The organism is Kribbella speibonae (assembly GCF_004331375.1).
In the GTDB taxonomy this organism is placed as follows: Bacteria; Actinomycetota; Actinomycetes; order Propionibacteriales; family Kribbellaceae; genus Kribbella; species Kribbella sindirgiensis.
The window spans coordinates 332182-345072 of record NZ_SJKC01000001.1 but is presented as its reverse complement, the minus strand read 5'-3'; the positions used below and the strand labels follow the sequence as shown (position 1 = coordinate 345072).

Annotated in this window: 11 protein-coding genes; 8 read left to right on the top strand and 3 right to left on the bottom strand. The window is 69.1% G+C overall.

Annotation, left to right across the window (positions count from 1 at the left end; all coding sequences use genetic code 11):
- Positions 1 to 41 precede the first annotated feature (41 nt).
- Positions 42 to 515, bottom strand: a complete 474-nt coding sequence (locus E0H92_RS01705; RefSeq protein ID WP_131495159.1) for a methylated-DNA--[protein]-cysteine S-methyltransferase — start codon at positions 513 to 515, stop codon at positions 42 to 44.
- A gap of 109 nt (positions 516 to 624) precedes the next feature.
- Between E0H92_RS01705 and E0H92_RS01700 the strand changes: the two genes are divergently transcribed.
- The 3 genes from E0H92_RS01700 (at position 625) to E0H92_RS01690 (ending at position 4481) form a co-directional block, all read left to right on the top strand.
- A complete protein-coding gene (locus tag E0H92_RS01700; RefSeq protein ID WP_131466987.1) occupies positions 625 to 1341 on the top strand; it encodes a DUF4328 domain-containing protein in 717 nt (238 codons plus the stop codon).
- Between the two features lie 229 nt (positions 1342 to 1570).
- Positions 1571 to 3685 (top strand): DUF4328 domain-containing protein, encoded by a 2115-nt coding sequence (locus E0H92_RS01695; protein ID WP_238173269.1) that lies wholly within the window; start codon positions 1571 to 1573, stop codon positions 3683 to 3685.
- 13 nt (positions 3686 to 3698) lie between these two features.
- Entirely contained in the window at positions 3699 to 4481 is a 783-nt protein-coding gene (locus E0H92_RS01690) for a sugar phosphate isomerase/epimerase family protein (protein WP_131466985.1), read from the top strand.
- On the opposite strand, the gene E0H92_RS01685 is transcribed toward E0H92_RS01690, so the two are convergent.
- Positions 4448 to 5008, bottom strand: a complete 561-nt coding sequence (locus E0H92_RS01685) for a TetR/AcrR family transcriptional regulator (protein ID WP_131466984.1) — start codon at positions 5006 to 5008, stop codon at positions 4448 to 4450. The two genes, E0H92_RS01690 and E0H92_RS01685, sit on opposite strands and share 34 nt — an antisense overlap.
- Before the next feature lie 86 nt (positions 5009 to 5094).
- Between E0H92_RS01685 and E0H92_RS01680 the strand changes: the two genes are divergently transcribed.
- Positions 5095 to 6237, top strand: coding sequence for an FAD-dependent oxidoreductase (locus E0H92_RS01680; protein ID WP_131466983.1), 1143 nt, complete (start codon positions 5095 to 5097; stop codon positions 6235 to 6237).
- On the opposite strand, the gene E0H92_RS01675 is transcribed toward E0H92_RS01680, so the two are convergent.
- Positions 6234 to 7232 (bottom strand): LacI family DNA-binding transcriptional regulator, encoded by a 999-nt coding sequence (locus E0H92_RS01675; RefSeq protein WP_131466982.1) that lies wholly within the window; start codon positions 7230 to 7232, stop codon positions 6234 to 6236. The genes E0H92_RS01680 and E0H92_RS01675 overlap by 4 nt on opposite strands.
- Positions 7233 to 7351: 119 nt before the next feature.
- On the opposite strand from E0H92_RS01675, the gene arfA reads away from it, so the two are divergent.
- From arfA to E0H92_RS01655, 4 genes are read left to right on the top strand one after another with little or no spacing between them, the layout of a single operon-like run.
- Positions 7352 to 8839 (top strand): arabinosylfuranosidase ArfA, encoded by a 1488-nt coding sequence (gene arfA / locus E0H92_RS01670; RefSeq protein WP_131495157.1) that lies wholly within the window; start codon positions 7352 to 7354, stop codon positions 8837 to 8839.
- Positions 8840 to 8857: 18 nt separating this feature from the next.
- Positions 8858 to 11068, top strand: coding sequence for a family 43 glycosylhydrolase (locus E0H92_RS01665; RefSeq protein WP_238173268.1), 2211 nt, complete (start codon positions 8858 to 8860; stop codon positions 11066 to 11068).
- Positions 11069 to 11938, top strand: a complete 870-nt coding sequence (locus tag E0H92_RS01660) for a glycoside hydrolase family 43 protein (RefSeq protein WP_131495156.1) — start codon at positions 11069 to 11071, stop codon at positions 11936 to 11938.
- A gap of 56 nt (positions 11939 to 11994) precedes the next feature.
- Positions 11995 to 12891, top strand: a complete 897-nt coding sequence (locus E0H92_RS01655; RefSeq protein ID WP_238173267.1) for a hypothetical protein — start codon at positions 11995 to 11997, stop codon at positions 12889 to 12891.

Sequence of the window (12891 nt, the reverse complement as noted above, 5' to 3'; positions counted from 1 at the left end):
CCCTGCCGAGTGTCAGATCTTCGTCAGGTCTGCCCGGACGGTCAGGTCCACAGGGTCTCGAGGGTCACCCGGGCCTCGAGTTCGAGCAGGTGCCGCTTGGTCGGGATCCCGCCGCCGAAGCCGACCATCTTGCCGCCGGCGCCGACCACCCGGTGGCAGGGCACGACGATCGCGATCGGGTTCCGGTTGCACGCCGTGCCGACCGCGCGGGCAGCTCCGGCGTCGCCGACGATCTTGGCGACATCGCCGTACGTCTGCATCTCGCCGTACGGGATCCGGGTGAGCTGGGTCCAGACCGCGCGCTCGAAATCGGAGCCGCTACGGACCGAGAGCGGCAGCGTGAAGTCCTGGAGCTCGCCGGCGAAGTACGCCTTCAGTTGCTCGGCGGTCTCGGTCAGCAGCGGATGGCTGCCGAGCGGCCGGTCGGTCGCCCCGAAGTGCAGCCGGCAGAGCCCGGTCTCGTCGACCGCGAGCGTGAGGTCGCCGATCGGCGAGTCGACCACGGACCAATCCATACGCTCATCCTCCCCGCCCGCACCGACACTTTCTGGCAGGAATGCGCCACGGAGCGGCCGCGACGTGATGTTCTCGCCCGGTCACGCCCTGTTGTGCTATGCCTGATCCATGCCGAGCGAGGTGCCGCTGAACCGATGGTTCAGTTCCGAGCGGGCAATGGGGATCGCAGCCTCTGTTCTGATCGGACTGGTCACCGTCACCACGTGGTCGACCGCGTGGTCGGACTGGAACCTGTACCGGACCCGCAAGGTGTACGGCGAGGACCCGGACAAACTGGCCGAGGCGGACCTGATCTCCGGATCGCTGGGGATCGTCGCCGCGCTGGCGCTGCTCGGGGCGGCGGTCGTGTTCATCGTCTGGTTGTGGCGGGTCCGGTGGAACGCGGAGATGTTCTGCCGCGGCGAGCACCGGTTCACCCGCGGCTGGGTGTTCGGGTGCTGGCTGGTTCCGGTGGTGAACCTCTGGTACCCGAAGCAGGTCGTCGACGACATCGTCGCGGCCAGCGATCCGCGGACCGATCCGCTGACCCCGGTCCTCAAGGACGTTCCGGGTACGCACCTGGTCTGGGCCTGGTGGCTGACCTGGGTGGCCGGCCTGGTCACCGGGAACATCGTGCAAAGAGGCGTTCTCGTCGGCGCGTCGCAGCTGGGAGACCTGCGGACGAACGTCATACTGTCCTCCGTCTCGGCGCTGTTCACCACCGGCGCGGCCGTGCTCGCAGTCATCCTGATCCAGCGGATCGACGAGCTTCAGAGCATGCGTCCGTGGGTGCCGTGGTGGGCGGTCGGGACACCGCAGAGCGGCTTCCAACCACCTGCGCGGTAAACCAAACCGTCACGCGCCGTCGTCTCCCTCGTTACCACTGGTGATGGGCGTACGAAAAGAACACGTTAAGTCGACACCCTCCGTGCTGGGGCCGACTGCCCTGGCATACCTACTTCGTGGTATCAATGTGGCTCGGTCACGCGGGGGCAGGGCCAGGCAGAGACGCCGGACAGACGACGGAGTTCCAGCAACGCGAGGGACGCGAGACGTGAGCCACCCGCAGGCATTGATGACTGCTGTCGAGGAACAGGAAGAGTGGCAGCCGCACGCGGCTGAGGAGTTCCAGCAGGTCGGGACGGTCGGAAAGATCGCCATCGGACTGCTCGGGGCGTCGACGATCACCCACCTGTTGTCCACCTGGTCCGACTGGAACACGTACTCCGTTGTGCACCGCTACCTCGGCGGGATGCCGAACGTCGACGACGCGGATCTGAACCGCGCCGACGCGATCGCCAAGGTCACCGCGATCCCGAACGTGATCATCTCGGTCGCCGCCGCGGTCGTCTTCGTCATCTGGCTCTGGCGGGCCCGGGTCAACTCCGAGGTGTTCTGCCAGGCCGACCACCGCCGCAGCCACGGCTGGGTGCTGGCGAGCTGGTTCTGCCCCGGTCCGAACCTCTGGTACCCGAAGCAGATCGTCGACGACGTCTGGCTCGCCAGCGACCCGAAGACCCCCGTGTACAGCGACGACCTGCGCCGGTTCAGGACGCCGACCCTCACCTCCGTGTGGTGGGTCGCCTGGATCGGCGCTCTCGCGTTCGACGTGGTGGTTCGCCGGTTCCTGATGTGGATGGAAGCCACAGTCGGCTCGCTGCGCGGTATCGCCCTGGCCGGTACGGCGTCCCTCGTGCTGACGGTGGTCTCCGCGGTCGCCGCGACGATGGTGATCCGCAAGATCAACCACATGCAGACCACGCGCCAGTGGGTGCCGTGGTGGGACCAGGGCCCGAAGCTCAGCGCCGTCCCGTCGTACGAGGTCACGCAGGTGCCGTCGTACGCGAACGACGACACCGACGAGCAGCCCGCGATCTCCGAGCCGATCGCCACCGGGCCCGCGCTGGGTCTGGTCCGCGAGCCGCAGCTGGAGATGGCCGGCGCCCCGCAGCTGGGCAGCCCGTTCGCCCCGACGCCGGCCCCACAAGCCCCGGCCGCCTACGCGCCGGCTCCCCAGGCTCCCACGCCTTACGCCCCGGCCCCGCAGGCTCCCGCGCCGTACGCTCCGGCTGCCGAGCAGGCGCCCGTACAGAGCCCGTTCGCGCCGCAGAGCTTCCCGGGTGACGGTGCTGCCGCCCCGGCCGCGTTCGCCGGCGGTCCGTCGGGTGACGAGCCGCCGAAGTGGAGCCCGTTCGCCCCGGTCGCCCAGAGCTGGCAGGACGACGAGGCCGGTCCCGCGACCGAGCAGTTCAGCCCGGTCGAGTCCTGGCGGGACGAGAAGCCGGTTGAGGAGACGACGTACGAGGCCCCGCAGCAGAGCTGGGAGGACTACCGGAGCTCGCTCACCGCGGACGTGCTCGGTACGACGAGCAGCTGGCGTGACGAAGCCACCCCGATGACCGTGGTGCAGCCCGACCCGTACGCCTACCAGCCCGAGCCGGAACCGCAGCCCCAGCCGCAGCCAGCCGAGGAGCCGTGGGCGGCGCGCTACTCCGAGCCGTACTCCTACGAGTCCGACTACCTCACCTCGACGGCCTCCCCTGTGGAGGCGCAGACCGCACCCGAGCCTGAGCCCGCGCCTGTTGCGCGCGCCGGCCGCCGGGCCGCTCGGGTCGCGGTCGACAGCCCGTCGGCGATCCAGCCGGCGGTGCCGAACCACTCGACGCACACCCCCCAGGAAGAGACGTACTCGTCGTACTCGGACCACACTGTCTACGGGCAGTCCGAGCACACGCAGCCGTCGTCGCACGTGTCCGCCTCGTCCGGGTACTACGAGCCGGCGCCGGCCCCGAGCTACCAGGAGCAGGACGACTTCCTGACCCCGTCGAAGCCGCTCCCGCCGGTGCCGTCGTACGGTCCGGAGCCGACGTACTCCTCCGGTGACGGGTACTCGAGCCAGGAGTCGTCGTACACCTCGGACTACTCGTCCTCGTACAACTCCGAGTCCTACAGCTCGAGCAACTACGAGTACGACGCGTACAGCAGCAACGGCGGCTCGGAGTACACCAGCACCGAGTCCTACGAGACCTACAGCCCCAACTACGCCACCGAGTCGTACGGGTCGCAGTACTCGCCGGAGCCGGAGCAGACCGAGTACCACCAGCAGCCGTACTCGTACGAGCAGCAGCCGACCGAGCCCGAGCAGCCGACCAGTCCGCGGACCCAACCCCGCCGTGGCCGCTGGGTCTGATCAGATAGGTCTTATGCGCTTAGGATTCGCCACCCTCGGTTGTCCCGGAGCTGCACTCGACGACGTCCTGGAGCTTGCCCAGGGCAACAATTTCACCGGTCTGGAGCTGCGGGCCGCGCCGGACGAGTTCACGAACACCGGTCTGTCGGCGACGCAGCGCCGTGAGCTGCGGACCCGGATCGAGGACGCCGGCCTGGAGATCTTCGCGGTCAGCAGCTACGTGAAGCTCTGCGCGGTCGAGGAGCAGCCGCTCGAGGAGCACCTCGAACTCGCCGCGGACCTCGGCGCCCGCGGCGTCCGTGTCTTCCCCGGCGACGATCCCACCGACGGTACGCCGGACGGCCCGAGTGCCGGTGAGATCCGCGCGCTCGATCGTGTGACGACCGCACCGAAGGACGTCCCGATCCTGCTGGAGACCCACGACTCGCACTCGACCGCTCGGCAGGTCGCCGCATTCTGTGCGCTGCTCGACACCAACGTCCCCGGCCACAACGTGAAGGCGCTCTGGGACACGTCGCACACCTGGTCGCACGGCGAGACACTGCCCGAGGCGTACGCCCTGCTGCGGCCGTGGCTCGAGTTGGTCCAGTTCAAGCAGGCGGACTCGCGGCAGGACTACCGCCCGGTCGCGATCGACGCCGGCGACTTCCCGATCGACGAGCTGCTGACAGTGCTCGACGGCACCGACTACCCGCTCTCACTCGAGTGGGAGCTCAAGTGGCACCCGCAGCTGCCGTCGCTGGCGGAGACGCTGCCGGCTGTTCACACCTGGCTGGGATCCGGCGCGGTCAAGTAACGCGTGATGGTCGGGCCCAGCCATGCGACCGCGCGGTCTGTGGACAGGGTCGCGATCGGCTCGAACGCGAGGATGTAGCGGCACAGCGCGAACCCGAGCGCCTGCGTGGCGATCAGCCCTGCCCGCACGGCCGGCTGGTCCACCGCGGCGCGCTCGAACGCGGGCGTGAGCTGCCCGATGAACACCTGCCGCATGCGCTCGGCGGCGCTCTCGTTGGTCACGGCCGTCCGGAGCAGTACGCGGAGTGTGTCGTCCTCCTCCCACCGCTCGATCAGGTGCCGGACCAGGACCTCACCCGCCTGCTCGCGCGGTACGCCGCTCAGATCCGGTAGCCGTACGTCGAACTCCGCTGCCGCCGCGAACAGCTTCTCCTTGCTGCCGTAGTACCGCATCACCATCGCCGGGTCGATCGCCGCGTCCGCCGCGATCGCCCGGATCGTCGCCCGCTCGTACCCGTCCGCGCCGAACCGCTCCCGCGCCGCCGCGAGGATCGCCGCCCGGGTCCGATCGGACTTCTTTTCCGCCATCCCCAGAGCATATGCCAACACTTGTTGACTTTTCGAGCCGGCCGCCCTAACTTAAAAGTCAACAGGCGTTGACAAGAGGAGCGACGATGATTCCGGAGCAGGCAGAGGTTGTGGTGGTGGGTGCGGGTCCGGTCGGGCTTGCGGTGGCGGTCGGGCTGCGGCTGCACGGGCACGACGTGGTGGTGGTCGACCAGCAGGCCGCGGGGGCGAACACCTCGCGGGCCTGCGTGATCCACCCGCGGACGCTGGAGGTGCTCGAGCAGCTCGGCGTCACCAAGCGGCTCGTCGACCTCGGCCTGGAGCTCGAGGACTTCGCGATCCGGGCCGGCGACCGGCGGCTGATCCCGGTCGGCTTCGCGGACCTTCCGACCGAGTACCCGTTCGTGACGATGATCCCCCAGCCGGTCACCGAGCAGGTGCTGCTCGAACGGCTCGAGGAGCTCGGGGGCTCGGTCCTCCGTCCGTATGCCGCGACCGGCCTGACCCAGACCGCCGACGGCGCCGAGGTCACGCTCGACAGCGGTGACGTGATCAAGGCCCGGTACGTCGTGGCCGCCGACGGCATGAACAGCACGATCCGCGAACTCGCAGGCCTCCGGATGCCGGGCAACACCCTGCAGATTTCGTGCAGCCTGGTCGACGTCCGGGTGGACGGCGGCCTACCGGTCGACGAGGTCGCGCTGTACTTCGCCTCGGCCGGTCTGCTCGTGGTGGCGCCGTTGCCGGACGGAAGCTTCCGGCTGGTCGCGGAGATACACGACGCACCCGAGCACCCGGATCTCGCCTACGCGCAGCGGTTGCTGGCCGATCGCGGGCCGCGGAAGGCGCACCCGAAGGTCACCGAGGTCGTGTGGGGTTCGCGGTTCCGGATCCACGAGCGGGTCGCTGACAAGTACCGCGCGGGCCGGGTGCTGCTCGCCGGCGATGCCGCCCACACGCACAGCCCTGCCGGTGGTCAGGGCATGAACCTCGGGCTGCGTGACGCGGTCACGCTGGCGGACGCGCTCTCGACCGCGTTGGCCGGCAACGAGGCGGGCCTCGACGCGTACGCCGAGAACAGCCGCGAGGAAGCCGTCCGGGTGATCGGGCTGGCCCACCGCCTGACCCGGCTCGCGAACGTCCCGCGCGCGATCCGCCCGGTGCGCAACGCCGTACTCACCCTGGTCGGCCGAGTGAGCAAGACCCAGAACGGCCTCGCGAAGCAGCTAGCCGGCTTCCCGGAGCGCTAGCCGCCGGTCGACTCGCGGATTTCCAGGGTGTACGGGACGGTGAGGTCGCGGTGGGTGGAGCCGCCGTTTCCGGCGATGCGGTCGAGGAGCAGCGCGACGGCGTTGTCGGCCAGCCACTCCTTGTCCGGTGAGATCGTGGTCAGCGACGGCGAGTGGTAGCGGCCGTCCTCGATGTCGTCGAAGCCCACCACGGCGACATCGGCCGGCACCCGCAGGCCCGCGTCGGCCAGCGTCCGTAGCGCGCCCAGGGCGAGCAGGTCGTTGAAGCAGAACACCGCGTCCGGCGGCTCTGGCAGCGCGAGCAGCTCTCGCATCGACGCGGCTCCGTCGAGCCGGTGGTACCCGGTCCCGGCGAGCTCGAGCGCAGGATCGTGCGCCATACCGGCCGCCTTGAGCGCCTTCCGGTACCCCTTCCGCCGGACCACGCCGGTCCCTGTCCCGCCGACGCCGATCGCCGCGATCCGGTGCCGGCCCAGTGAGATCAGATGCGTGGTGGCGTCGTACGACGCCTGCACCGAGTCGACTGCGACGCGGTCGAACTGACCACCGGCCGGCCGCTCGCCGAGCAGGACCAGCGGCTTCCCGGTGTCCGCCGAGGTGAGCTTGGCCGGGGCGGTGGCGAGCGGGGAGAAGATGATGCCGTCGATCAACTGGCCGCGCATGCCGTCCAGGACGAACCGTTCGGCGGCGGACTCGCCCTCGGTCTGGTCGATCAGCACGGTGATGCCGCGACGCTTGGCGGCCCGGCTGATCGCCGCTCCGAGCTCGGCGAAGTACGGCGAACCCATCTCCGGGATGGCCAGGGCGATGAAGTCCGAGCGGCCCTTGCGCAGCGACCGGGCGCTGACGTTCGGCTTGTAGTCCAGGGCGGCGATCGCGGCCTCTACCTTGGCCCGGGTGCGCGCGGTGATGTGCGGATAGTCGTTGATCACGTTCGAGACGGTCTTCACCGACACACCGGCCCGTGCGGCCACGTCACTGAGCCTGGTCGCCATCGGAGAACCTCCTGTCGCCGTCCCGTCGCCCGAGTGTGCCATTGCTCAGCCCTTTACACCGATTGTCAATCGTTGTAGACATCCACGTTAAACGTTGTAAACCGTTCGAGGGAGGCCCCGTGGCACGACTCGTCGTGGATCCGGCGTTCGTGGTCGGTGTGCTGGACCGCCGGCTGTTCGGCTCGTTCGTCGAGCACATGGGGCGCTGCGTCTACACCGGGATCTACGAGCCGGGGCATCCCACCGCCGACGCGGACGGGTTCCGGCAGGACGTGCTCGCGCTGGTGCGGGAGCTGGGCGTGACCGCGATCCGCTACCCCGGCGGCAACTTCGTCTCGAACTACGACTGGGAGGACGGTGTCGGCCCGAAGGACGAGCGGCCGCGACGGCTCGACCTGGCCTGGCGGGCGATCGAGCCGAACCAGTTCGGCACCGACGAGTTCGTCGCGTGGTCGCGTAAGGCCGGCGTGCAGCCCATCTGGGCGGTCAATCTCGGCACTCGCGGGATCCGCGAGGCGGTCGACCTCCTGGAGTACTGCAACTTGCCGGCCGGCACTTCGCTCGGCGATCGCCGGGTCGCGAACGGCAGTCCGGAGCCGCACGACATCCGGATCTGGTGCCTGGGCAACGAGATGGACGGCCCCTGGCAGATCGGCCACAAGACCGCCGACGAGTACGCACGGCTCGCCGAGGAGACCGCGAACGCGATGCGCCGCGTGGATCCCGGCCTCGAACTGGTCGCCTGCGGATCGAGCAACGCCGGGATGCCGACGTTCGGCGAGTGGGAGCGCACCGTCCTCGAGCGCACCTACGACCTGGTCGACCACATCAGCCTGCACGCGTACTACGAGCCGCGCGACGGCGACCAGGCGAGCTTCCTGGCGGCCGCCGAGGAGATGGACCGGATGATCTCCGCGGTGATCGCGACCGCCGACCACGTGAAGGCGCTCAAGCGCAGCGACAAGGAGCTGACGCTGTCCTTCGACGAGTGGAACGTCTGGTACCAGCAGAACTTCCCGGGCGAGCTCGGCCTGCCGATCCGCGAGGTCGGCCCGCTGATCGAGGACACCTACACGGTCGACGACGCGGTGGTCGTCGGCAGTCTGCTGATCACGCTCCTGCGGCACGCCGACCGGGTGAAGATCGCTTGCCTCGCGCAACTGGTGAACGTGATCGGCCCGATCCGCACCGAGCCCGGCGGGCGCGCGTGGCGGCAGACGATCTTCTACCCGTTCGCCCTGACCGCGCAGTACGCCGGTCCGACCGTACTGCGGACCGCGATCAGCGGAGGCCCCGAGCTCGACACCGCCGCCTTCGGCCGCATCCCGGCCCTCTGGAGCACAGCGACGTACGACGAGAACACCGGGGAGACCGCGATCTTCGTGGTGAACCGGAGCGAGACCGACAAGATCGACCTGGAAATCCCGGTGACCGGACACGTGATCCGGCACCTGGCTCTCTATGACGAGGACCGCACCGCCGTGAACACGGCGGACGATCCGGACCGGGTCCAGCCCCGGACCGTCGACGCCACCGAGGTCGTCGACGGTGTCTGCCGTGCCACGTTGCCGCCCGCATCGTGGCACCTGATCCAGCTCAGCAGTTGATCGAGAGGGGACCCGCCCGTGCCTTCGAAACGACTCCTTGCCGCAGTCCTGACGGTGGTCGCCGTCGCAGCCGGTACGTCGGCCGCGACCGCCGCACCTGTGGTGACAACGACCAACGCCATCAGTTCCAGCTTCGCCGACACCTTCGCCGACCCGTCGATCATCCAGGGCCGTGACGGCTACTGGTACGCGTACGCCACCTCGGATCCGTTGGTGGCCAACGGTCCGTTCGGCCTGATGCACATGGCCCGGACCAAGGACTTCAGCTCCTGGGAGTACCTCGGCACGGTCTTCAACGACCAGACCAAGCCGGCCTGGGCCGCGCCGGGCTCGTTCTTCTGGGCACCGGACATCCGGTACTTCGACGGTCACTACGTCATGTACTTCACCGTCACCGACACCGCGGCCAACCCCGGCGGCGATCCCGCGATCGGTGTGGCCACCGCCCCGACCCCAGCGGGACCGTGGACCGCCACCGGCGGCCCGGTCGTCGCCCCGAAACCGGACGGCAACGGCGGCTACTTCGGCACCATCGACCCGGCGATGCTGACCGCCGCGGACGGCAAGCGGTACCTGTACTACGGCGGCTTCTACGGCGGCATCTCGGTCACCGAACTGAGCGCCGACGGCATGCACGCGGTCGGTGAGCCGACCCAGGTCACGATCGGCGACCGCTACGAGGGCTCGTACGTCGTGTATCGCGACGGCTGGTACTACTTCATGGGCTCGTCGATGAACTGCTGCGCCGGCCCGACCACCGGGTACTCGGTGTTCGCCGGCCGCTCGCGCTCTCCGCGCGGTCCGTTCCTGGACGCCGACGGCGCCGCGCTGACCGACTCGCGGGTCGGCGGCACGACGGTCATCACGCAGAACGGCAACAAGTGGATCGGCCCCGGCCACCACGCGTTCATCACCGACGCGGCCGGTCAGGACCACATCGTGTACCACGCGATCGATCGCGGGACGCCGTGGCTGACGAACCCGTTCGGGATCAACCGGCGGCCGATGCTGATCGACAAGATCGACTGGATCAACGGCTGGCCCCGCACCCGCGCAGGCGCCGGTCCCTCCGAGGGCCCGGTCCCCGCACCGACCACCGGATCGTCGCTCGGCGTCGACTCCACCGACCCGGCCGCTGGTCTCCAGGGCGCCACCAAGCAGCCCGGTGATTCTCTCGGCGGCCCCACAGCCACCATCAACGGCGCAGCCCGAACCCGCGCGGCCGCCCCCGCCGGCTCGCTCCGCGTCGAGGCAGATGTCCGGCTCGGCACGTCCTTCACCACAGTTCTCGGCAATCAGGTGGTGGCGACGGTCGCGAACAATCGCGTGACGCTGACAGTCGGCCGGCGTACGGCGTCCGCGAATCTGCCCGCCGACTTCGACCGCACGCAGTGGAACAAGCTGGCGGTCCAGGTGTCCGGATCGTCGGTGACGGCACGGCTGAACGACGCGGGCCTGGGAGATGTCTACGCGGAGGCGCAGTTGACTGTGCCCGGGTTGAAGCTCGGGTCGGCGCCGGTGCGGTGGGTCGGTGCGGCTGAGGTGGACAACCTCACCGTGCGGCCGGTAGCGCGGCCGGTGACGAGGTTGGCCGACGTACCGCGGACCGGGGACCTCTTGAGCGGTGACGACTTCAACGGGCCGCTCGGTGCGGACTGGTCGTGGGTTCGTCAGGACGACAAGGCGACCGTTGCCGACGGCAAGCTGTCGTGGCCGTTGGAGAACGCCGACATGACCGGCTCGTCGAACAACGCCGGACTGCTGTTCCACACGGCGCCGGCTGGGAAGAGCTGGATCGCCGAGACCAAGCTGCACCTCGACACCGGGCAAGGCGACGTCCGCAACTACCAGCAGGCCGGCATGATCGCGTACCTGAACGACAGCGACTTCGCCCGTCTCGGCAGCGTGGCGATCTGGAAGACCCGCCAGACGGAGTACGGGCGGGAGCTCGTGGCACGGCCGTCGGACGGCGCGACGTCGTACGGTGCGGCGGCGATCGGCCGCTCGGCGCCGACACTGTGGATGCGGCTCGCGTACCACCAGAACGCCGCCGGTGAGCACGTCTACCAGGCCGGTACGTCGGTGGACGGGAAGAACTGGACCTGGGGCGCATCCTGGGTGCTGCCGGAAGCGGCTCGCATTGGTCTCTATGCACACGGTGAGTTCACCGGCGCGAACCCGCCGCCGGTCGCCACCTTCGACTACCTGAAGTTCTACGAGGCCAAATAGATGAAGGTGTACGACGGCAGCTTCGCCGACCCGCAGATCATTGCGGTAGGCAACGAGTACCACGCCTTCGCGACCAACGGGCCGCTGGGCAATGTGCAGACGCTGGCCTCCCGCGACCTCGTGTCGTGGGAGGCGGTCGGCGACGCGTTGCCGTCGTTACCGGGCTGGACGGCGCCCGGCAGGGTGTGGGCGCCGGAGGTCGCCGTGCACGCCCCCGACCGGTACGTCATGTACTACACGTCCCGCGACGTCGCCGCCGGTCGGCAGGCGATCGGCGTCGCGGTGGCGTCCACCCCCACCGGTCCATATGTCGACAAATCGATGAAGCCGCTGATCAGTCAGGCCGACGAGGGCGGCTCGATCGACGCGTCACCGTTCCAGGACTCGACCGGCCGGCGCTGGCTGTACTGGAAGAACGACGGCAACGCGATCGGCGTCGACACCTGGATCTACGTCTCCCAACTGTCCGCGGACGGTCTGACGCTGACCGGTCCGGTGTATCGGATGATCAAGCAGGACCTGCCGTGGGAGGGCAACCTGGTCGAGGCGCCGTACATGGTCGAACGGAACGGGAAGTTCCATCTGTTCTACTCCGGTAACGCGTTCGACAAGGCGACGTACGCCGTCGGCCACGCGCTCTGCGCGTCGCCGATCGGACCGTGCGTGAAGACCGGCGACCCGATCCTGAAGTCGAGCCCGGACGCCGCTGCGCCCGGACACAACATGGTCCTCGGCGACTGGTTCGTCTACCACGCGTGGGACCCCGCACAGGTCGGCACCGACCCGAAGGGCCGCACCATGTGGCTGTCCCGGCTGACCTGGGACGGTGATCGGCCGGTCGTCGAGCAACCGCGCGCCGGGAATCCATAACTTGTCCGGTCCCGCCCGCATCAAGGTCTGTGGAAGACCGAGATCCGGGAGAATTCATGAAACGACGCAGCACCTTCGCCTGTTTGGCCGGGACGGTCGCCCTGACCGCGGCGGCCTTCGTACCGACAGCTCACGCCGCGCCGCAGTCCGCGACCGAGGCCTGCACCGTGGGGCTCGGGGCGGTCGACGCCGCCGGGGCCCAGACCTCGACCGGCGTGACCGCCGGCACGCCGCCGACGATGAAAGGGCCGACAGCGGTCGACGAGCCCGTCTTCCCGCCCGGCGAGGTTCGGCTCAGCTCGACCTGGGAGACCGAACCCAACGTCGCCGGCTTCGACCGGTCCGGCTACGTCGTGCGGGGCGATGTGCTGTACCGCTACTTCTACAACTTCGGTTACGGCGACCCCATTGTCTCGCGGATCGGCGGCGGCTGGTCGAACTTCACCGCGTTCGAGGTCGCCCACTTCGAGGACCCGAAGACCAAGGTCTCGCACTTCATGGCGTACGGGCTGCGCAGCGACGGCACGCTGTTCCGCTGGAACGGCGGGTTCGGCAGGGCCGCCCAGTCGGCGCCCGGTTTCTCGTCGGTGAAGTCGATGGCGCTGATCAGCAAGACGGCGACGTACGACACCTTCCTCGCGAACACCCGCGGCGGTGCCCTCTACACGATCCGGATCCCGATCACGTCACCGCTGAAGCCGATCGTGACGCGGGTGCGGACGAGCACCTGGCAAGGTTTCGAGGCGCTGGTCGCGGACAAGTGCGGCAACTACGGAACGCTGCTGCTCGGCATCGACAAGGACACCAAGAGCGGCTACTTGTACGCCGTCGGCCACGCGAACGGCACGGCCACGGTGATCAACGCCCTCGGCAAGGTCAACGGGACCATGCCGGATTCCCCCTACTACCGCTGGGGTGTCGTCTTCTACCTCGACCCGCTCAACGGCGACTGA